We start from the raw sequence: 20,923 nt of genomic DNA on the forward strand, positions 1-20,923 counted from the left end.
GCTACTTCCTATAGTGTCGAGGCCGTCCTCAATTGATGATGGAGCGGTGGGGTCGTCCCCACTTCCTTATATGTAACGGCCCGGCACCTGAACCAGGTAGCGGCACCTGCAACGATGCAACAAACGGGATCGTTTTGAATCAGCCAGCGGATATTAGCAAATTTTTTAAAAGTGCACCGGATGCGAAAAATGCGTTTCGGCTAGTGAAATGATGGGGGGCTGACATATCTAGGAGGCTTTTAGCCCGCGGAACGCTACAAAGATAGAGACAGTATGTGAGCAGTTACTGTGATTTAGAGAAAGGCTGTAAGGGACTTTAGAGGCAAAAAGTTGCCATATATGAATATTCTATAACTGATATCAGAAAAGGAAAGTGGCCTCCAGGCGCGCCCATCCATATACTTCAGTTGTCTCCTCTATGTCTCCTCCTTTGATATAGATTTAGCCCGCCACCTGCGCGGGCTTTTTTTTTGCCCAAGAATAAGCGATCTGCCAACTTCTCGCAATTTCTTGCAGCACTTCACTGACATATCAAAATAGCTATTTTCATTGTTATTCGCATTGTGAATATCGGATATCAGAAAAGGAAAGTAGCCTGCAAGCACAGCCATCCATATACTTCAGTTGTCTCCTCTATGTCTCCTCCTTTGATATAGATTCAGCCCGCCTTCTTTGAGCGGGCTTTTTTTTTGCCTGTCGTTCGCGCAAGTCCCAGCGGGCCTGGCTTACACCCTATTTCTTCCCCTTGTAGCAAAAGCAGTCGACCGTGTGATCGTCGACCATGCCTATCGCCTGCATATATGCATACATAATTGTCGATCCGACAAACTTGAACCCGCGTTTCGCCAGATCCTTGGACAATTGATCCGATATAGCCGTCTTTACCGGCGCATCCTTGATGGTTGCCCAACGGTTTTTGATTGGCTTGCCACCCACATATGCCCACAGATAAGGATCCAGGCCGCCGACTTCGTCGCGCAGGCGCAGATATGCCTTTGCATTGCCTATGGTGGCAGCAACCTTGAGCTTGTTGCGAATAATGCCCGGATTGGCCAGTAACTCTGCAACCTTCTTGTCATCGTAGCGTGCGATTTTCTCCGCATCCCACTGGTCGAAGGCAGCACGATAACTTTCGCGCTTGTTCAGTACGGTCAGCCAGCTGAGACCGGCTTGCGCACCTTCGAGGTTCAGCATTTCAAACAGGCGGGTTTCATCATGGCAGGGTATGCCCCACTCTTCGTCGTGGTAAGCCACATAAAGCGGACTGTCGAGATTGACCCAGCTGCAACGTGTACGTGTCATGATGGCTTCCTATAGCTTGCAATGAATTGATGTCAGACGCGCATTATCGCCGATAGCGAATATTTAACTTATTGAATACTTGAGCTTGAGAAAAATCCGCCCATGATCAAGAATGGCGCCTTCGCGGCTGCGAGCAATTGCACCAGCCTTCATCCGACACCAGACTCCATGTACACAGCCGCTTACCATCTGATCCGCAACACTCCGTCCTTGTTGAAAGGGTGTGCAGATGCCTGAGCTGCAGAAATATACCGTCGCCATCATCGGCGGTGGCCCTGCCGGATTGATGGCGGCCGAAGTATTGATCGCACAAGGCGTGCAAGTCGATTTGTACGACGCGATGCCATCGGTAGGGCGCAAATTCCTGCTGGCAGGCAAAGGCGGCATGAACCTCACGCATACCGAAGCTGAACCAGCCTTCGTCGCACGCTACGGCGCACGCGCCGAACAAATCGCGCCCATGCTGCAAGACTTCAATCCGGAAGCCCTGCGCGCATGGGTACACAAACTGGGGATACCCACCTTCGTTGGTACATCCGGGCGCGTATTCCCGACCGATATGAAAGCCGCACCTCTGTTGCGTGCCTGGCTTAAACGTCTGCGCGATGCGGGCGTGCGCTTCCATATGCGACACCGCTGGCTGGGCTGGGATGATGCAGGGCACTTGCATTTCAGCACGCCCGAACAGGAACTGCATATCAAACCCGATGCTGTCGTGCTGGCGCTGGGCGGAGCTAGCTGGGCGCGCTTAGGTTCTGATGGCAAATGGCTGGCAACGCTGGAACAGCAGGGCATACACAGTGCGCCACTACAGCCAGCGAATTGCGGTTTCGAGGTCGCGTGGAGTACACACTTCCGCGAGCGCTATGCGGGCCAGCCCATCAAGCCCGTGATCGCCACTTATCTCGACCAGCAAGGGCAGTTACAACAAAGACAGGGCGAGTTCGTCATCAGCGAGAGCGGTGTCGAAGGTAGTCTGATCTATGCCTTGTCGTCTGCGTTGCGCGAACAAATCAATAGCACCGGTAGCGCCACACTCACGCTGGACCTCGCTCCCGGCAAGTCAGCCGAACGCGTACTGGAAGAAGTGTCGCATCCGCGTGGCTCACGTTCCATGGCCAGCCATTTGCAAAGCAAGGTCGGCATCGCCGGCGTGAAGGCAGGCTTGCTGCATGAATATCTGTCTAAGGAAGAGTACACACAGCCGGCCAAACTGGCTGCAGCGATCAAGGCTGTACCGCTGCAACTGCTGGCAGCGCGTCCGATAGACGAAGCCATCAGCAGTGCTGGTGGTGTGTTGTTTGAAGCGCTCGATGCGCAACTGATGGCACGCAGCAAACCCGGCGTATTCTGCGCCGGTGAAATGCTGGACTGGGAAGCACCTACCGGCGGCTATCTGCTGACTGCCTGCTTCGCCAGCGGTCGCATTGCAGGCCAGGGCGCGCTGGACTGGCTGCGCGCGCAAGCCTGAGTCTTTACACCAGACCTCTATCCATCAATTCTTTTTTGACATAGGCATAGAACACCGGCGCGGCTATCACGCCGGGTATGCCGAATATCGATTCCATCACCAGCATCGCCGTCAGCAATTCCCAGGTACGCGCATTGATATGTGTACCGATGATCTTCGCATTCAGGAAATACTCGAGCTTGTGTATCACCATCATGAACACCAGCGAGCTCAATGCGACATACACCGAGTGCGACAGTGCGATGACGACCAGTATCGTATTTGAAATCAAATTACCGATCACCGGCAGCAAGCCGACAATGAAAGTCACCACCACCATGGTTTTGCGCAAGGGCAGGTCCACCCCGGCCAATGGCAATATCACGATCAGGTAAATACCTGTCAACAGTGCATTGATGGCAGCGATGCGCACCTGCGCAAAGACGACATTCCGGAATGAAGCATGCAGCGCGATCATGCGTTCATGCAGAGCCGCTGCCAACGGTTGATACACCCGTGTGGTAGTGGTGTCGTACAAGCCTGCCATCGCGCCTATGATCATGCCGATCAGGATATGCGCCAGAATGCGCCCCGCCTCGCTACCCATGGTGCGCGCTTCCAGCGCATGCGTGTGCAGCCAGCCTGTGATCATGCTACGCAAGGCTTCCGCATCCACCGGTACATAGGCAGCAATCCAGGCCGGAATCTGGCTGCGCGTCGCCTCCAGGATATCGGCCATCTTTTGCAGCAACACCGACAATCTGCCAACGTCACTGCGGAAGAAGGCAACTGAGCCCCAGACCAGCGCAAACAGGATGATGACGATCAGCGCACTGAGTAAAGCGACGGCAGCAACCTTGCCCTTTTGTCCGACCAGCTTGCGGCCCAATCTCGGTGCCAGCATCTGCACCAGTGAATACACCAGCAAGCCGGAAAACAGGGCTGCCAGCAAACCCCGATGCATCACCAGCAGCAGGGCGAACGCAGCCAGGAAATAGGAAGCGGTGACTACATGGGAATTCTTGATCGGCGTGGACATGGTGCTCCGCGTGGTGATGGCTTACTTGATAGGAATCGGATTGCTGCGCGGCACCGGCACCGCGGTCACGCCATTTTTCGGACTGCCGTCTATCAACTTATCGGAGTAGGTCAGGTAGACCAGGGTGTTGCGTACCGGATCAACGATGCGCACGATATGCAGGCGTTTAAACAGTATCGACTGCCGCTCGGAGAATACATCTTCCTGTTTGGGTAATTTGCCCTTAAATGTCAGGACGTCGCCGACCTGACGACAGGCGATAGACGCGTCCGCCGTGTCTTCAGCCAGACCCACCGTGCCGCTGACACCACCAGTGCGCGCACGGGATACAAAGCAGGAAACGCCCGTCACCTTGGGATCGTCATAGGCTTCAATCACGATACGGTCATTCTTGCCGAGGAAGCGGAAGGCGGTACTGACTTCACCTATTTGCTGCGCATGCAGCGGCAGCGCTGCCATCGCACTGCCTGCCAACATCAGGCCAACCAGAATTCTTCGCATACTTGTTCCTCTCGTGTAATTCATATTAGAACTCATGTCATGAATATCCGCATCTCACGGATATTCATGACATGAGTTCTAAGCTTACGCACATCGCTGCTGGCTGAACAGTAGCCGCGCCGGTATGGAAAACAGCGAAGTGATGCAGCCCACCGGGCAAAATGTAATAATTCCGCATTCACCACACTATTACAGGAAGCAAACATGATTCTCGAACTCGTCGATATCCGCATCCAGCCTGGCCAACAAGCTGAATTTGACGCTGCCGTACAGCGCGGCCTGGAACAAGTGATAGGCAAGGCGACGGGCTATCAATCGCACGTCATCAACAAATGCATAGAAACACCAGAGCGCTACGTCATCCAGATTTACTGGGCGACACTGGAGAATCATACCGTTGATTTCCGTGGCTCACCTGCCTTCCTCGAATGGCGCGGCATCGTCGGCCCATTCTTCGCTTCGCCGCCAGTCGTGGAACACTTCAACATCCTGTCGAAATCGGCCTGAGCCATTCCCGACCAGACACAAAAAAGCCTCGCTGCTGTTTAACAGGGCGAGGCTTTTTTTATCAGTGCATGGCTGGCTGCTTAAACTCAGCTTTTTTCCGGGTGATAGCTTTTGAAGTTCTCAGCATAATCACGGAAGTTTTCACGCAACATCTTTTCAAACTCGGTACGGAAGTAAGCAACTGCAGGATCCGCTTCGGATTTGAAAACTGCGCCGCTCGGTGCATCAACTGAAGCGGTAAACGCGTTGAAACGTGCCGCAGCATACATCATCGCTGCACAAACCTGGCCGCGCTCTGCACCCTTGCAGTTTTCATTGGCAAGGTGGATGAAGGTGTCTGCGATATCCCAGAATTTGGCATTAGGATCCGGTGCTTTGGTGCTAGGACGGGTAACGTCCCGTGCATTGAAATTGTCGTCGCTCATGATTTAAAAGTGATATCTGATTGTAAATATTGCGTATTCATCTGCAGGAAAATGGGCTTTTTTACTGGGCTGGAAGCACTACCCGGGATATGCTGATTTCTTGCGTGTGCAGCACTATAGCCTAAAAACGGACAGACGCTGAGCGCGGTGCAGGCTGTCTACAGCCATTATCAGGGCGCTTCCGGTGCCAGCGCGACGAATTCCCCGTGCAATTTGCCGGCTTGCTGCCCCTGGAATTCCAGCACCGAACTGACTGAAATCCGCGCCCGGCCCTTGCGCGCCAGCGTACGCAGGAAACGCGGCCAGTCGGCATCCGGCTCCAGATAGGAGCGCGCGGTAAAACTACCGGCGATGGGTAATTCATACTGCATGGTGTTGCTCTGGATAACCAGGCGACTACTGATGCCCTGATGCTGCAAGCGTACATGCAGCAAGGACCACGCTGCCAGTATCGCTACCGCAGAGGCGCTGCCGCCGAATATCGTTTCCTGGTGATTGATGTTGGGCGGCAAGGGCGCGGTGAGCAGCACGCCATCCGGCTGGGCGCTGAGTACTTCGACCTGCATCGCCTGTGACAGGGGGATGTGATCGTATAAATATTGCCGCAAGATACCCGGATCCACATTCAGCCCCTGTTTGTCATATTGCGTTAGTCGGAAGAATACTGATGCAGCACATCATTGCCACGGGTCGTAAGTGCCGACACTCCACAAACGACCTTCGAGATCGCGGCAACTGAAACCGCGTCCGCCGTAATCTTCAAATTTGATATCGATGACGATCTCTGCGTCGCGCTTCAGTGCACGCTCGTAAACCTGATCTGCATCCGCCACCACCAGATACGGACTTTGCGTTTCATCACCGCCGATATCATCCGGCTGGCGTATCAGTTTGCCCCACTCGCTATCGGCCACCACCGATCCGATCATGAGCATGCCACCGCCCAAAGTCAGCTGCGCATGGGCCACGCTGCCATCCGGATTGGTATACACCGCCTGCTTTTCAAAACCAAAGACTTCGCACAACCAGTCTATTGCTGCCAACGCATCGCGATAACGCAGGCATGGAATGATAGTGGATTTCGTTGCTACCGCAAATTTGCTCATGATGATCTCCTCAGCTCAGGACGAAAACAGATGACAACATCAGCTTGCCACAGTTCCTCAGTGAGGACTGATCATGCGGTCGATCTGTCTGTCATGCCATCTGGCAAGCAGGATAACGGCTATCATCGCGCCGAAGAAAGCCATGCACATATCCGACTGCGTATCCCACTGGTCACCTTGCGTACCGAGGAATTCATCCGCGCCTTGCCCCATGATGACGGCGGCCCACCACTCGATCAGTTCATACCAGGCACTGATAGCCATCGCCACGCAGATGGCGAGGAAGGCGACCATCTTCTTGCCGCTGACAAACTGCCCACGCACGAATATCTCCTTCGCCACCAATGCCGGTACCAGTCCTTGCCACAGGTGTCCCAGCTTGTCGTAAGGATTGCGCGCCAGCCCAAACAAATCCTGCACCCAAAAACCGACAGGTACGTGCGCATAGGTATAGGTTCCGCCGACTATCAGGATCAGCGCATGCAGGAAAATCAGGAAGTACAACAATGGCGTCAGCGGAAAGCGCTGATAAGTGAAACCCAGCAAAGGCAGGGCGATCAATACCGGCATAACTTCCATCAACCAGGTCAGGCGGTCATGCGGATTGATAAAAGAGATGGCCAGCGCCAGCACGATCAGTGCACCTGCGGTCAGCAGGTAGCGCGGAGATAACTGCGGAGATGAAGGCAGTGTAGGCATGTATGGGTATGGTTAATGAGCCAGCATCAACCATACCTTTTTTGTTCCGTTACTGCATGTCTGAGGCGTTATTCCACATTTCTGTGTAACCGCTGGCACTTCAGTGCAAGGAATTCAAACGACAAACAAAATTATTATTTTCACAAGTGAACATGCATATAACACGCAATTCCAGCGTATATATGTGCGCACATCCAACATGATTTATAGCGCCGCCACTATCGCTTTCATTCGAAGCACGGCTATAATCAGCCGCGATAAGTCGCCAACCGTCAACAAGATGGTTGTCCAAATTTCCCTTTTTCCTTGATGCCCGCGCCATGCGAATGACGAAAGCCAAGCATAGATGGACCACCTGGATCGCATGTTTTGCGATCCTGCTGGCGTCGCTTGCACCGTCGATCTCGCATGCAGTTGCTGCCGCCAAAGGTGCGCCAAATGCCTGGGTTGAAATTTGTACGGTAGACGGTAGCAAGATGATGATGGTCGACCAGGACCAGAATTCACAGGCACCGAAACCTGCTGAAAGAGCCATACACTTTGAACACTGTGCGTTTTGTATGACGCACGCAGGCTCGGTAGGCTTGCCGCCTCCGGCCGATTTCGTGATGCCGGTAGTCAGCGGCGATCACGTCCTTCCTCCACTGTATTACCAGGCATCGCGCCCACTGTTCGCCTGGGCCGTTGCACAACCCCGCGCTCCCCCGGCTTTTTCCTGATCGTTGCTGAGTACCGTTAGCACGTACGCCCGTAGGCGTGCGTCTGTCTGGCGGTGTGTCTTCATCTCGAAACAGGAGTTCGCCATGTCAACTCGCCGTAAATTCGTCATCACCCTCAATCTGATTGCGCTCGTGATCGTTGCGCTGCTCGTCAGCATCCAGCGTCATGCTTCTGTCGCTGCATCGACGGCTGAAAATCCAGCCGTTGAAATGCAACTGGTCGCACTGCCGATATTGGCCAGCGCCAGCCAGTGCGGCGCTTCCTGCGTCGTTACCAGTCGCGCTGCGCTTGGCATATCAACACAAATCGCGCAGTAATCCGCATCCATCTTCCATCAGAGGAAATCCATATGAACAAGTTCTTACTCGCTTCATTGCTGAGTCTCGCCTGCGCGTCGTCTTTTGCTCAAGTAACGGTCAGCGACGCCTGGGTACGCGCCACCGTGCCACAACAAAAAGCCACCGGCGCCTTCATGCAACTAAACAGCGCCAAAGGCACACGTCTGGTAGATGCACAGTCACCTGTTGCACGCGCAGAAATCCATGAAATGGCGGTGCAAGACCACGTCATGCGCATGCGTCAGATCAGCAGCCTGGATCTGCCAGCAGGCCAGAACGTGATGCTCAAACCGGGTGGCTATCACATCATGTTTTTCGATCTGAAGCAGCCAGTCAAAGAGGGGGATGTGATTCCGCTCACGTTGACATTTGCAGACAAAGACAAGAAGCGCGAAACGCTGGAATTGCAAGTCCCAGCGCGCGCACTCAACACCGCGCATAAACACTAAGCGCCCTTCAGACTACTTTTGGATCAACAATGAAACTCGTATTTGAAAACCACACGCTGCCACGTCGACTGGCACACGCTGTTTTGTACACGCATTGCACACTGGGATGTCTGCTGGCGATGCACTCTGCATCGGCGGCTGACACCACCACCTTGCCCAGCATCTCGGTCAGCCCGGAACCAGCCGGCACCTTAAAATCGCCAGCCTCTACCGGCTCCAACCTGGACCTCACACCATTCCAGACACCGGCCAGCGTCAGTGTCATCACACGTGAGCAATTGGAACAGCGCGGCGATGCCAATCTGGTCGACGCCATTACCCGCAGTGCAGGCATCAGCGGCATGGGACATCCAGGCAATAGCGGCTCCTCGCTTTCCGCTCGCGGCTTTACCGATACCACGTCTGTCATGCGCCTGTATGACGGCACGCGTCAGTACGGTGGCGTTGGCGTGTCCTTTCCGTTCGACACCTGGTCCATTGATCGCATCGAAGTATTGCGCGGACCGGCTTCCGTAATCTATGGCGATGGCGCTATTGGTGCGGTGGTAAATGTGATACCGAAAAAGCCAACTCGTGGCGCGATACAAAATGAAGTGCAAGCCACCATAGGCACCGACAACACGCAACGCCTGGGCTTCGGCAGCGGCGGCGCGATCAATGACAAGCTGTCATATCGCGTCGATCTCAGTGGTGATCGTTCCGATGGCTGGGTTGATATGGGCGACTCACGCAACCTGAGTTTTTCCGGCGCATTGCAACTCGACGTCTCGGCCGACTTCCGTCTGAAGCTCAGCTATGCACAAGGTCGGCAAGAACCAATGCGCTACTTCGGCACGCCATTGGTCAACGGCCAGCAACTGGAAGCCCTGCGCAAAAAGAACTACAACGTCAGCGATAGCAAAATCCAGTATGACGATCGCTGGACTGAATTGTCCGCTGAGTGGACACCGAATGCGGATACGACGGTGCGCAGCAAGTTGTATTACATAGACAGCAAGCGTCAGTGGCGCAATGCGGAAAACTATGTCTACGATCCCGCGCAAGCAAAAATTGTTCGGTCCGGTGATACAGGGATCATGCATGATCAAACTCAGATCGGAAACACCACCGACGCAACTTTCCGAGGCAAGCTCTTCGGTCTAAAGAATCAGGTGTCGATTGGTTTTGACGTAAGCTCAAGTTCATTCCAGCGTACTAGTAACTCGATAGCTAGCTCGCCAAATCCGGCCGTAGTCGATCCGTACAACCCAATCGCCGGCAACTATGTCAGCGCCGCCGATTACATCCCGCGCTACCGCAACAAGGCAGACCAGTACTCCGTATTCGCTGAGAACCGGTTGGAACTGAACGATAAGTGGTCAGTACTAGCTGGCTTACGTTACGACCACGCCGATATATCGCGCACCGATCTGTTAAGCAATACGTCCGCATTCGATCAAAAGTATTCCAACGTGGGCTGGCGTCTCGGCACTGTCTACAACATCGAACCAGATACTGCACTTTACGCGCAATATTCTGAGGCGGCTGATCCGGTTGGTGGCTTGCTGATGATTACGGCTGCCAACAGCAAGTTCGACCTGTCTACCGGCAAGCAAATCGAAATCGGCGTCAAACAGGCCTTCTGGGGCAAGAAGGGGGAATGGACGCTGGCCGCTTACAACATCAAGAAAAATAATCTGCTCAGCCGCGATCCGAATGACTTCAATGCAAGGATACAAGTCGGTCAACAATCATCTACCGGACTGGAAGGAACATTGGCGCTGGCCTTTGCTCCGGGCTGGCAACTCGATGCAAACGCCGCCATCCTGCGTGCCAAGTTTGATGACTTCCTTGATCCGGTAGGCAGCCCAGCAACGGGCACAGTATCGCGCGCCGGCAACGTCCCGCCGAACGTCGCCGAACGCCTGGCCAATGTCTGGCTGAGCTGGAACTTCATTCCCGACTGGACTGCCAGCGGTGGCCTGCGTTACGTCGGCAAACGCTATGCAGACAATGCCAATACTTTGGTCATGCCTGCGTACACCACGACTGACCTAGCACTGCAATGGAAAGCATCACGCGATACCACGGTGACGCTGCGTGGCTTCAATGTGTTCGACAAGCAGTACTTCACCACTGCTTACTACTCCGGCACGCAATGGTTTAACGGTCCGGGACGTCGTATCGAGTTGACCGCCAACTATCGCTTCTGAGTCGTAGTATGAATCTGTCCGCACGCGCCAAACGCCTGACTTACCTGATCCATCGCTGGACAGGTGTGGCCGCGTGCGTGCTGATGGCTTTGTGGTTTGTCAGTGGCATCGTGATGCTGTTCATCGGTTACCCGAAGCTGACGCCATGGGAGAGATTGCAGGCTATGCCTGCATTGCAGGTACAGCAGTGCTGTGTGTCGCTGCATCAGGTACTGACACATAGCACCGCGCCGGACAAGGTGCAGGAGATCGTGCTCACGTCTGTCCGCAACCAGCCGTATTACCGTTTGCGTGAAGGCAAAGGAAATTATTTGCTGGTCGATGCACGCAGCGGTGCGCTGGCTCCGGCGATGAACGAGCAACTGGCACTAGCCGGTGCTCATGCCTTTGTCGCTGATGCTGATGCACATTATCTCGGCACCGTTCACGAAGACAGATGGACACATGCACGCTCACTCGATCAGCATAGGCCACTGCATCTGGTGCAAATGGATGATGCAGACCATACCTTGCTGTATCTGTCGGATCGCACCGGACAAGTTGTGATGGATGCGCCGCGTGCACAACGCATGTGGAACTATGTCGGCGCGTGGTTGCACTGGCTGTATATGTTTCGTGACAAACCGGTTGATCCGGTCTGGAGCTGGATAGTGATCGTGCTGTCTGCGTTCGGCACGCTGACTGCAGTCACCGGTACGCTGGCAGGTATCTGGCGCTGGCGTTTTCGCGGACGCTATAAATCCGGTGCGCGCACGCCGTATCGCGAAACCTATTTGCACTGGCATCACATCATCGGCTTGACCTTTGCCGCGATTATCTTCACCTGGATCTTCAGCGGCCTGATGTCGATGAATCCGCTCGGCATCTTTGATGCACGCGGTGAGAAACCAAATAGCGCAGCCTATCGTGGGACGACTCCTGGCATCACGTACTTGTCACTGGACGCGACGCAGGCTATCCATTTATTGAATGATGCAGGGTTCCGTGCAAATGAAATCGAATGGCGCGTATTGCATGGGCGTCCTTATCTGCTGGCACGCAACGCCGCCAATGCGACACGTTTGATCATCGAAGACGGCGGACGCTATCAAGTGCGGGAACGGTGGAGTGATGCCGAGTTGTTGCAGGCCGCAACGCAATTGATGTATGCACCAATACGCGATCATCAGGTGCTAACACAGTACGACACTTATTACTACGGACGACAGCAGGAAGCGATGATGGGAGCCGCGGAACGACGCCTGCCCGCATTGCGCATACGCTTTGATGAACCGCATCAAACCTGGGTACACCTCGATCCGTTTACAGGTGATGTAGAAAGCAGTTCGGATCAGGCGCAGCGCACAGGACGCTGGTTGTTCAGCTTTTTGCATAGCTGGGATTTGCCAGTGATGCTGCAAGCCGGTGCATGGCGCGACGCGATACTGATACTACTCAGCCTCGGCGGCCTGGCGCTTAGCCTGACCGGCATCGTCATCGGCTGGCGTCGCCTGCGCGTCTGGCTCGGCCAACATCATCGCGCACATTGACATATCAAGCCGCTGGCACAGATAGATCAGTTCGTACAAATCATGGTGTTACTATTACGCAAGTTCTCGTATCAGCTCATAGCAAAGCACGGCAGGATCACAGCCAGTTCACGATAAACCGGTGTCAACAGATTGATATCGGTGATGCGCCAGCATCGAATCCGGGAGGCTTATGACGATAGTTACCGTATTCAACCAGAAAGGCGGGGTGGGTAAAACCACGACAGCCCTGAATCTCGCCGCTGCATTGGCACGGCGCGGTTGCCAACCCTACGGTATCGACCTCGACCCACAAGCCCATTTAAGCGCCATTGCCGGTTTCACCGCGCAATCGGGTGATGACACCATACTCAGCATGTTCCAGCGCGATCGGCCATTGAAGGAGCTGGTACAACGTTCATCGACCAGTAGCCTGGGTCTGATCCCGTCACATATGGAATTGTCCAAGGTGGATACCTTGTTCGGCAAAGGCTATGACGTCGTCAATCGACTCAATGCCAACCTGCGGGCAGAAAAATTCAACACAGAAAACACACCGGTGATGATTGATTGCTGCCCGCTGATAGGGGTGCTGTCACTCAATGCGATTTTTGCGTGCGACTGCATCATCGTGCCGGTATCGGCCGATCATTTGTCCGCCAAGGGTGCGATGCAAATCGAAAAAACCCTGCGCGCGCTGGAGCCCGTACTAAAACGACGCGTGAACCGTCGCTACCTGCTGACGCGCTTCGACGGGCGACGCAGTATGGCGTGGGAAGTACTTAAAGTGCTGGAAGAGAAATTCGGTGCCGATGTATGTCGCACACGCATCGCAGAGAACGTCAGTCTCGCGGAAAGTCCTGCTCACAATAAAACGATATTCGAACATGCGCCCAACAGTCGCGGCGCTCAGGACTATGAAACCTTGCTCGATGAATTACTGGCTGACGGCTTTATCCAGCAACCGGCATTAACGCGAGATGAGCGAGAGGATATCGTCAACTGAGTGCGCAATGCCGGGACGCTGCACCGCACCTTTGATATCACAACGCAGTATTTCGCAATGCCGATACATCTGTCGTAGCTTGCGCTCCGCATCACTACGATCCATACCGCCGATAACGATGCTTTCCAGCCTTTGGCCTTCGCGCGTTTTCACAGAAAAATCATATTTCAACATGAGCACCTCCTCTACACTGCACAAATGGAGCAGTCCGCATTGCGCTATAAAGGGGCGCAACGAATTGGCAGATTAGCACGCGTTAACAAATTTGGTTGCCAAAACGTAACACCAGGCAATAAAAATGGGCTTATTTTGTGCAAAAAAGCCACTAACTACGCCTAAAACCCCGATTTACAGCCCGCCACCGCCAAAAAGTCTTACGAAAAGCTTAACTGGAGGAAATCCATAGCAAATATCACGCCATCGTCCTGCTTTTAGATCGGCTATGCTGATGACGCAACCTTTGTAGTGAAGCCTGGTCACAAAAGACCTTACCCTCATTTTTCCAAGGACTTGTCATGCGCATAGATATATATCGAAGAGCTGAAAATGCAGGCCACTTTTCTTACCTCGCTGTACCTGAAGGTAAGCTGCTACCGGAAGAAGTCGTCAACACTGACTGGGAACCAACCGACCGCAGCGTCGACTTGGCAGATGATGCGAAACACCTGGCGGATTTTGCGATTGATGATCCTTTCGAACAAATCAATGCCAAAGGGTATGCCATCACCAGTGTAAAAAATCTCGCGAACGAACCACCGCGCTAAAAATAAAAGAATACTGAAACCGGACCGGTGACCCGGCCTGGTTATAGATCAGCCCCTGCCGCGGAATATCACTTCCCCGCTGATCTTAGAGTTGATATAAGCTATCCCGCCCGGCATGTACCGGGCGGTTTTCAAATCCAACTTGCGCAGAGGCCTGTATGCATATTCCATCCATCAGCACTCATCTCCTCGCCGCCGCACTCCTACTCACATCCGTCTGCGCATATGCGCAAAACACCGCTCAGCTACGTACTGAATTACTGGCAGAAGGCCTCGACCATCCATGGGCACTCGCCTTCATCGGCAATGGGCGCATCCTGCTGACCGAGCGCTCAGGAGATATGCGCGTGTTCCAGCCTGGCGCGCCACTGTCTGCACCGCTGACTGGCTTACCCAGGATAGAAGTCGGCGGGCAGGGCGGTTTGCTGGATGTCATTACCGATAGCAAATTCTCCGAGAACCGCATGATTTATTTTTGCTATAGCGAAGAAGCAAATGCCCGCACCGGCGGCAGCGGCAACTCAACTGCGCTGGCATCGGCGCGCCTGTCGAGCGATTTGAAAAAACTGGAACAAGTCAAAGTACTGTTCAGCCAGCAACCTAAATTTGCCAGCCGCGCACACTTCGGCTGCCGCATCGTCGAGCGCCCGGACGGCACCCTGTTCCTGACGCTGGGCGATCGTTACAGCCGCATGCAGGATGCGCAGACACTGGACAACCATCACGGCAAAGTCATACGCATACGCAAGGATGGCACTGCACCACCGGACAATCCCTACGTCGGCAAAGCAGGTGCACTGCCGGAGATCTGGAGCATAGGACATCGCAACTCGCAAGGTGCAACGCTGGGTGCAGACGGCAGATTATGGATGCATGAACACGGGCCGCAAGGCGGCGATGAAATCAACCGGCCGGAAGCAGGCAAGAACTACGGCTGGCCCGTTATTACCTACGGTGAAAACTACGGCGGCGGAAAAATCGGTGCCGGGCTAACCGCACAAGCAGGCATGGAGCAACCGCTGTATCAGTGGACACCATCGATAGCACCGTCCGGCATGACTTTCCTGCGCAGCACGCGTTATGGCAAAGCATGGCAGGGCAATCTGTTCGTCGGCTCGCTCAAATTCCGCTACCTGGCGCGACTGGAACTCAAGGATGGCAAAGTCGTGCGCGAAGAACGCCTGCTACCCGATCTGGAACAACGTGTACGCGATGTACGTGAAGGACCGGATGGCTTGCTGTACATCCTGACTGATGAAGGCAACGGGCAACTGATACGCTTGCTGCCGCCGCAATAAAACTGCACGCATCCCCTGAGCACGGCCTTACTCACTTACAATAGCGACTCTATAAATGGAGTTACTATGTTTTCAAGTAAATCGCTGGACGAACTGTTGGCGCAAAAGAAGGTCAGGCTCGCACTCACCGCGCTGTGCACTTACTTCGCAGTCATGGGTGTTTATCAATTACTCACAGGCGTGAACCAGGTGGACTGGTTGCGCGGTGGCGGCAATTTGCTGGTGTGGGGTGGATTTGCGGTGTCAAATGCAATGAAAGCGTATGGCCGTACGCAGCCCGGCATCAACATTCCTATCAATATCGGCGTCGTGCTGGTGGTCGCGAGCTGGATCGTCCGCATGTAAGCTGGGAGTCATCATGCAATTCAGACATTTCAAAGGCGGCATCTACGATTTCGTGTGCGCCGCCAAACTGGAGTCCGATCCGACGGTCACCATGATTGTGTACACGGCTGCCGACGGCTCCTACTGGACACGTCCGGAGAGCGTGTTCTTTGAGAAAATCGAACACAATGGACAGACGGTGCAACGCTTCACGCCCATAGACGAGTAAGTAACCCAGGCTTGCATTTCCACTCGTGGTACAGGGCAGGCTACAATCACTGCACACCGTTACGATTCCCAACCAGCAGGCAGACCGAGAAGAACACGTGTACGCACTGATCATCGAAGATAATCCCGATATCGTCGCCAATCTGTACGGCTTCCTGGAGCCATTGGGTTACACGCTGGATGTCGCACTGAGCGGCACTGCCGGCGTCACCCGCGCCACCAGCGCGCACTACGATGTAATCGTACTCGACCTCGAATTGCCAGGACTGGACGGGGTCGAAGTCTGTCGCCAGTTACGCAAGGAACAACGCCTGGCAACCCCCATCCTGATGCTGACCGCACGCGACACAGTGAAAGACAAACTGGTCGGCTTTGAAGTCGGCGCTGATGATTATCTGGTCAAACCTTTTTCGCTGGTTGAACTGGAAGCCCGGCTCAAAGCACTGGTTCGACGTGCCCGCAATGAAACGGTGGAACACATCCTGGAATTCGGCGAGCTGCGCCTGGACCTTAGCCGCAACGAAGCCACCCGCGCCGGACACAAGCTGGCACTTACACCGACCGGCTATAAATTGCTGGAAGCATTGATGCGCAAAGCACCTGCCTTAATTACAAGAGATGAAATACTGCGCGAGATATGGGGTGACGATCCGCCGGACAGCGATGCCTTGCGTACTCACATTCATGCACTGCGCCAGGCGATGGATAGATCTTTTGCCCAACCCATGTTGCGTACCCTGCCGGGTAGCGGTTATCGCCTGATCAATAACGATGAAAGCTAGTCAATCACTCAAGAACCGTATAGCCGGTTCCTTCGTCTTGCTCGCTTTCGTACTATGCAGCTTCTTTACGCTGGCTGCCTATACTGCGGTCGAGCTGGCCGAGTCACAACTGATAGATCATAACCTGGATAAGCTGGCGACCAATCTGATTACCCAGCACATCAACAAGATCACGTTGGAGTTACCGCCGGATATCAGCTTCTACGTCAACGAAGAAATCCCGCCAACCTTCCGTAACCTGCCAGTCGGCATACATGAAATAGAAACCGGCGAAACCGAAGCGCATCTGGTGGTACGCAAGGTCGGCGATCAACATTTCGTGGTGGTCGATGACACCAGCGACTTTGAAGAAACGGAACTGCTGATCTTTATCTCACTGGGCGTTGGTTTCGTCACCAGCATCCTGCTTTCGATCGCATTGGGCGTGACCTCGGCCAAACGTCTGGTGGCACCGGTGACGGCATTGGCCGAAGCAGTCGAACGCAACGACGCACCCGGTGATCTGCCGTCGCTGGATAAAGAAAACGAGATAGGCATCCTGGCGCGTGCATTTGCCAAACGCACCGATGAATTGCAGCGCTTCCTTGCGGATGAAAAATTGTTTACAGGCGATGTCAGCCATGAACTGCGCACACCGCTGACCATCATGCTGGGCGCTTCCGAGCTTTTGAAAACGAAACTGGCCAATGCACCGGATGAGCTGGAGGTGGCCGAACGCATACGTCGCGTCGCGAGCGAAGCTTCTGAGCGGGTTGGTGCCTTGCTGCTGCTATCCCAGTCGCCGGATATGCTGGGTGGTTCACAGCTGTCGCTGACGCACCTGATAGACCGTGAGATCGAGCGCTGCCAGCAAATCCTGGGCGATAAGCCAGTCACACTGCAGTTCCATGCCGCACAGGATGTCTGGGTCCATGCCCGCACTGAACTGGCCGGGATCGCGATAGGCAACCTGCTGCGCAATGCCTGCCAATACACGGAACAAGGCACGGTCCAGGTCTGGCTGACCCCTGATGATTTAACAATTGAAGATGACGGCCCCGGCATTCCGGAAAATGTACGTACGCGTTTGTTCGATCGCTTCGTTCGTGGACACGACAATCAGCACGTCGGTTCCGGCCTGGGACTGGCAATTGTTAAACGGGTCATCGATCACATGGGCTGGGACATACGCTACGAAACACCTATCGGTGGCGGTAGTCGTTTCATTGTTACATTTGCAAGCGCTCTTCAATAACCAAATAACAACCTGATGTAATCAGCAAGCATTTCCTGGTCTTAACGCGGCATTAACGGCGCTCTCGATAGCGTAGCGGCTTCATTCCTTGAAGTCGGTGCTCGCCTTGAAACTTCCTCTAGCTGCCGGTACTCCCGGTGCAGTATTAGAAATCCGTGGCCCTCGCTCTTACGTTAGCGCGTTCTTTAGCCGCCTGCCTGCAATCCGGGTCGAATGGCTGGCCATACTCGCGAGCCTGTTCTTCTCGTTGAGCTGCAATTATTTATTCTTCGCTGCCGCACTAGCCAACCGTGACTGGAGCAGCCCGTCTTCGTGGTTATTTGGTGCGGGCCTGTTTGTTTCCATCACCGCACTGCAAGCGATCGGTCTATTGGTGCTGCTGAATCGCTGGACCAGCAAACCTTTGCTGACGGTACTGTTCCTCGTGACCGCAGCGGCTACCTACTATATGAATAAGTACACCGTGTTCTTCAACACGGAAATGGTCAGGAACATCCTGCGTACCGACGTCAAGGAAGCGAGCGAACTATTCTCGTTTAATTTCTGCGTACACATGCTGGTCTTTGGCATCCTGCCTAGCGTACTGGTATGGAAGCTCCGTCTGCGCACCACGCCTCTGCGTCGCGCGATCCCGATCCGCCTCTTATATATAGTCGGCGCTATCGTGGTCGCGGCTGGTTCGACCATGCTGATCTTCCAGGATTTCTCTTCATTGATGCGCAATCAAAAAGAAGTCCGCTTCCTGATCACACCTAGCAATTACCTGTTTTCCCTGTCACGTGTAGTCGCTGCGGATACCGCCCAGGCCAATACCCCACGGATCAAAATCAGCGATGATGCCAAACTGGCTGCAGGCTGGGGTGGTCGCACCAAACCAATGCTGTTTGTACTGGTCGTCGGAGAAACCACACGCGCTGCCAACTGGGGCCTGAACGGTTACGAACACCAGACCACGCCACAGCTCAGCAAGCTGGACGTCGTCAATTTCCCGCACGCGACTTCATGCGGCACCAATACCGAAGTCTCGGTACCTTGCATGTTCTCCATCTATGGCCGTCACGACTATGACGAAGCAAAGATACGCGGCCATGAATCGCTGCTGCACATCATAGACAAAGTCGGCATCAACACCGTGTGGCGCGACAATCAATCTGGTTGCAAAGGAGTGTGTGACGGACTGGAAGAACAAATGCTGGGTGCCAGCAAGGATCCGAAGCTGTGCGACGGCGAACGCTGCCTGGATGAGATCATGCTGGAAAATATGGATGGCGTGATACAGAAAGCCAAGAACGGCAATCTCTTCGTCGTCATGCATCAACTCGGCAATCACGGTCCGGCCTACTACCGTCGCTATCCGGCGGCGATGCGTACCTTCACGCCGACTTGCGATACCTCAGACCTGAGCAAATGCACACGCGAACAGATTACCAATAGCTACGACAACGGCGTGCTCTACACCGATCACTTCCTGGCCAAAACGATAGCCTTCCTGAAAACGCAAAGTGATTCGTATGACACCGCGATGCTGTATCTGTCCGACCATGGCGAATCGCTGGGTGAACGTGGCATCTACCTGCATGGTTTGCCATATTCGATCGCACCAAAAGAGCAGACTGAAGTGCCTATGGTGATGTGGATGTCATCCGGCTTTGCATCCAGCTTCGGCGTCAACAAGGACTGCATGCAACGTCGCGCCGGTAATGCAGTCAGCCAGGACAATCTGTTCCACTCGATACTCGGTATGCTGCAAATCGAATCCAAGTACTACGATAAAGCCCTGGATATGACTGCAGGCTGCCGTATCTGAACGATCAGCTAATCTGGTGGGCGACTATTATGCCGCCGACCAGGAAACCGGTCGGTGCCAGCAAGCGCTTCTTGCTGCCCGGCCGGTTCTCTACCCAGCGGAACAACAAAGCACCACCGCCTATGCTGATGCATACCGCGATCAGCATGCCGATAATGTTAGCAATCGGCTGCTGCGGGAAGAAGTGAAAGAACACTGCATTCACGAGCATGCACAAAGGGAAATGTATCAGGAAGACTGAATACGAAATGCGCCCGAGGTAAGTCAGGAAGCCCGGCATCATCCAGCGCTCCAATGCACCAGATTGACGCGCCACACCCAACAGCAGCATCACGCAACCCGCCACCAGGATGCGGCCACGGAACTCCACCAGCAACGCGGCCAATACCACCGCGCACAGTACGGCCAGCCATGCCATGCCCTTAGGTCGGCGCGTCGCCCAGTATGCCAATGCACCGAGGCCATAAGAGCCAAAGAAATACAGGGCGGTTTCGTCCAGTCCCTGATTACGGTTAAACACAAATAGCGAAGCCAGCGTCAGCAACGTGATGAACAGTGGTCCGAGTATGCTCAGGCGCGGATAGTGCGCTTCGATTTTCCCTGCCAGCCACAAGAGCAGGGCAGCCAATGCAAACAACTGAAAATCGATGGCGACATACCAGACCCCTGCCGACAGCGCTTCCTGGTCCAGCAAATCCTGCAACAGGAAAATATGCGGCAACAATTGTGCAAAGCTGGGTGCATCCGGAATCGAATCATTGCTTACCCACTCACGTGCCAGCGCGGCGCACACAATGGCAAACACCAACGCCACCAGGTAGGGGATGACCAGACGCAGATAGCGCTGGTAAATCGCATTCAGCGGACGACTCACAGTGGCCGCACCTTCCGGTGCAAATTTGGTCGCCAGCAGGAAACCGGCGATCACAAAGAAGGCTTGCACTGCCATCCGGCCATATTGATACAGCAGGTCTATCACAGTTGGCATGAGCGGATAAGCGATATCCGACATAGGACCGTAAAACGCGAGGTGATGAAAAACAATCAATAAGCAGGCAACGGCCTTGAGTGCATCGACGCAAGGCATTCTTGAAACAGTGGACATGAACTCTGACTTGGTGGAATTTAATCTTGGTGCAGGCGCGCCATCCGGGGATGGGCGACGGGCAGCGGAAAAGCGCCGCAAGGGCGCAAGTCTACACGCTGTGAGGCTTTTTTGCAGCGGAGCCTGGTCTCACAGCGGC

24 protein-coding genes are annotated in these 20,923 nt (G+C 54.3%); 15 read left to right on the forward strand and 9 right to left on the reverse strand.

Going from position 1 to position 20,923, the window contains the following annotated elements:
* Positions 1-732: 732 nt before the first annotated feature.
* Positions 733-1,302, reverse strand: a complete 570-nt coding sequence (locus tag IXC47_RS10600; protein ID WP_175624339.1) for a DNA-3-methyladenine glycosylase I — start codon at positions 1,300-1,302, stop codon at positions 733-735.
* 229 nt (positions 1,303-1,531) lie between these two features.
* Between IXC47_RS10600 and IXC47_RS10605 the strand changes: the two genes are divergently transcribed.
* On the forward strand, positions 1,532-2,773 hold the full coding sequence (locus tag IXC47_RS10605) for a TIGR03862 family flavoprotein (protein ID WP_195875616.1): 1,242 nt from the start codon (positions 1,532-1,534) through the stop codon (positions 2,771-2,773).
* Positions 2,774-2,777: 4 nt separating this feature from the next.
* On the opposite strand, the gene IXC47_RS10610 is transcribed toward IXC47_RS10605, so the two are convergent.
* A complete protein-coding gene (locus IXC47_RS10610; protein ID WP_195875617.1) occupies positions 2,778-3,791 on the reverse strand; it encodes an AI-2E family transporter in 1,014 nt (337 codons plus the stop codon).
* Between the two features lie 21 nt (positions 3,792-3,812).
* A complete protein-coding gene (locus IXC47_RS10615; protein ID WP_195875618.1) occupies positions 3,813-4,292 on the reverse strand; it encodes a CreA family protein in 480 nt (159 codons plus the stop codon).
* Positions 4,293-4,496: 204 nt separating this feature from the next.
* Here IXC47_RS10615 and IXC47_RS10620 point away from each other — a divergent pair, with 204 nt between their 5' ends.
* The gene (locus IXC47_RS10620) at positions 4,497-4,799 is read left to right on the forward strand and encodes an antibiotic biosynthesis monooxygenase family protein (protein ID WP_175624343.1); all 303 of its coding nucleotides are present in this window, start codon (positions 4,497-4,499) and stop codon (positions 4,797-4,799) included.
* A gap of 86 nt (positions 4,800-4,885) precedes the next feature.
* Here IXC47_RS10620 and IXC47_RS10625 read toward each other — a convergent pair whose 3' ends face one another.
* The 4 genes from IXC47_RS10625 to IXC47_RS10640 all read right to left on the reverse strand — a co-directional run bounded on the left by IXC47_RS10625 (position 4,886) and on the right by IXC47_RS10640 (position 7,029).
* Complete coding sequence (locus tag IXC47_RS10625; RefSeq protein WP_175624344.1) at positions 4,886-5,224, reverse strand: DUF3144 domain-containing protein; 339 nt, start codon at positions 5,222-5,224, stop codon at positions 4,886-4,888.
* Between the two features lie 170 nt (positions 5,225-5,394).
* Positions 5,395-5,847 (reverse strand): YiiD C-terminal domain-containing protein, encoded by a 453-nt coding sequence (locus IXC47_RS10630; RefSeq protein ID WP_195875619.1) that lies wholly within the window; start codon positions 5,845-5,847, stop codon positions 5,395-5,397.
* A gap of 54 nt (positions 5,848-5,901) precedes the next feature.
* Positions 5,902-6,330, reverse strand: coding sequence for a VOC family protein (locus IXC47_RS10635; RefSeq protein WP_195875620.1), 429 nt, complete (start codon positions 6,328-6,330; stop codon positions 5,902-5,904).
* A gap of 57 nt (positions 6,331-6,387) precedes the next feature.
* Positions 6,388-7,029 carry a DUF2238 domain-containing protein gene (locus IXC47_RS10640; RefSeq protein ID WP_195875621.1) on the reverse strand — a complete coding sequence of 214 codons (642 nt, stop codon included), beginning with the start codon at positions 7,027-7,029 and terminating at the stop codon, positions 6,388-6,390.
* 320 nt (positions 7,030-7,349) lie between these two features.
* Here IXC47_RS10640 and IXC47_RS10645 point away from each other — a divergent pair, with 320 nt between their 5' ends.
* The 6 genes from IXC47_RS10645 to IXC47_RS10670 all read left to right on the forward strand — a co-directional run bounded on the left by IXC47_RS10645 (position 7,350) and on the right by IXC47_RS10670 (position 13,242).
* Entirely contained in the window at positions 7,350-7,748 is a 399-nt protein-coding gene (locus IXC47_RS10645) for a DUF2946 domain-containing protein (protein WP_175624348.1), read from the forward strand.
* 84 nt (positions 7,749-7,832) lie between these two features.
* Positions 7,833-8,066 carry a hypothetical protein gene (locus IXC47_RS10650; RefSeq protein ID WP_175624349.1) on the forward strand — a complete coding sequence of 78 codons (234 nt, stop codon included), beginning with the start codon at positions 7,833-7,835 and terminating at the stop codon, positions 8,064-8,066.
* Positions 8,067-8,098: 32 nt separating this feature from the next.
* Entirely contained in the window at positions 8,099-8,536 is a 438-nt protein-coding gene (locus tag IXC47_RS10655) for a copper chaperone PCu(A)C (RefSeq protein ID WP_195875622.1), read from the forward strand.
* 29 nt (positions 8,537-8,565) lie between these two features.
* Positions 8,566-10,728, forward strand: coding sequence for a TonB-dependent receptor (locus tag IXC47_RS10660; RefSeq protein WP_195875623.1), 2,163 nt, complete (start codon positions 8,566-8,568; stop codon positions 10,726-10,728).
* An 8-nt stretch (positions 10,729-10,736) separates the two neighbouring features.
* A complete protein-coding gene (locus tag IXC47_RS10665; RefSeq protein ID WP_195875624.1) occupies positions 10,737-12,257 on the forward strand; it encodes a PepSY domain-containing protein in 1,521 nt (506 codons plus the stop codon).
* A gap of 172 nt (positions 12,258-12,429) precedes the next feature.
* Positions 12,430-13,242: a ParA family protein gene (locus IXC47_RS10670; protein ID WP_195875625.1), complete on the forward strand. Its 813-nt coding sequence runs from the start codon at positions 12,430-12,432 to the stop codon at positions 13,240-13,242.
* On the opposite strand, the gene IXC47_RS10675 is transcribed toward IXC47_RS10670, so the two are convergent.
* Complete coding sequence (locus tag IXC47_RS10675; RefSeq protein WP_175624354.1) at positions 13,207-13,416, reverse strand: hypothetical protein; 210 nt, start codon at positions 13,414-13,416, stop codon at positions 13,207-13,209. The genes IXC47_RS10670 and IXC47_RS10675 overlap by 36 nt on opposite strands.
* A 341-nt stretch (positions 13,417-13,757) precedes the next feature.
* On the opposite strand from IXC47_RS10675, the gene IXC47_RS10680 reads away from it, so the two are divergent.
* The 7 genes from IXC47_RS10680 (at position 13,758) to IXC47_RS10710 (ending at position 19,679) form a co-directional block, all read left to right on the forward strand.
* Positions 13,758-14,006, forward strand: a complete 249-nt coding sequence (locus IXC47_RS10680) for a DUF6139 family protein (RefSeq protein ID WP_175624355.1) — start codon at positions 13,758-13,760, stop codon at positions 14,004-14,006.
* A gap of 158 nt (positions 14,007-14,164) precedes the next feature.
* Positions 14,165-15,304, forward strand: coding sequence for a PQQ-dependent sugar dehydrogenase (locus IXC47_RS10685; protein ID WP_195875626.1), 1,140 nt, complete (start codon positions 14,165-14,167; stop codon positions 15,302-15,304).
* Positions 15,305-15,370: 66 nt separating this feature from the next.
* On the forward strand, positions 15,371-15,649 hold the full coding sequence (locus tag IXC47_RS10690) for a hypothetical protein (RefSeq protein ID WP_195875627.1): 279 nt from the start codon (positions 15,371-15,373) through the stop codon (positions 15,647-15,649).
* Between the two features lie 13 nt (positions 15,650-15,662).
* Positions 15,663-15,857 carry a DUF1653 domain-containing protein gene (locus IXC47_RS10695; RefSeq protein WP_175624358.1) on the forward strand — a complete coding sequence of 65 codons (195 nt, stop codon included), beginning with the start codon at positions 15,663-15,665 and terminating at the stop codon, positions 15,855-15,857.
* A gap of 97 nt (positions 15,858-15,954) precedes the next feature.
* On the forward strand, positions 15,955-16,638 hold the full coding sequence (locus IXC47_RS10700) for a response regulator transcription factor (RefSeq protein WP_175624359.1): 684 nt from the start codon (positions 15,955-15,957) through the stop codon (positions 16,636-16,638).
* Positions 16,628-17,872, forward strand: a complete 1,245-nt coding sequence (locus tag IXC47_RS10705; RefSeq protein WP_195875628.1) for a sensor histidine kinase — start codon at positions 16,628-16,630, stop codon at positions 17,870-17,872. Before IXC47_RS10700 ends, IXC47_RS10705 begins: the two co-directional genes overlap by 11 nt.
* A 97-nt stretch (positions 17,873-17,969) precedes the next feature.
* Positions 17,970-19,679, forward strand: a complete 1,710-nt coding sequence (locus IXC47_RS10710) for a phosphoethanolamine transferase (RefSeq protein ID WP_407651110.1) — start codon at positions 17,970-17,972, stop codon at positions 19,677-19,679.
* 4 nt (positions 19,680-19,683) lie between these two features.
* On the opposite strand, the gene IXC47_RS10715 is transcribed toward IXC47_RS10710, so the two are convergent.
* Entirely contained in the window at positions 19,684-20,784 is a 1,101-nt protein-coding gene (locus IXC47_RS10715) for an acyltransferase family protein (protein ID WP_175624362.1), read from the reverse strand.
* Positions 20,785-20,923: the final 139 nt, after the last annotated feature.

Origin of the sequence: Herminiimonas contaminans (genome assembly GCF_015645465.1) — a bacterium.
GTDB lineage: Bacteria > Pseudomonadota > Gammaproteobacteria > Burkholderiales > Burkholderiaceae_D > Oxalicibacterium > Oxalicibacterium contaminans.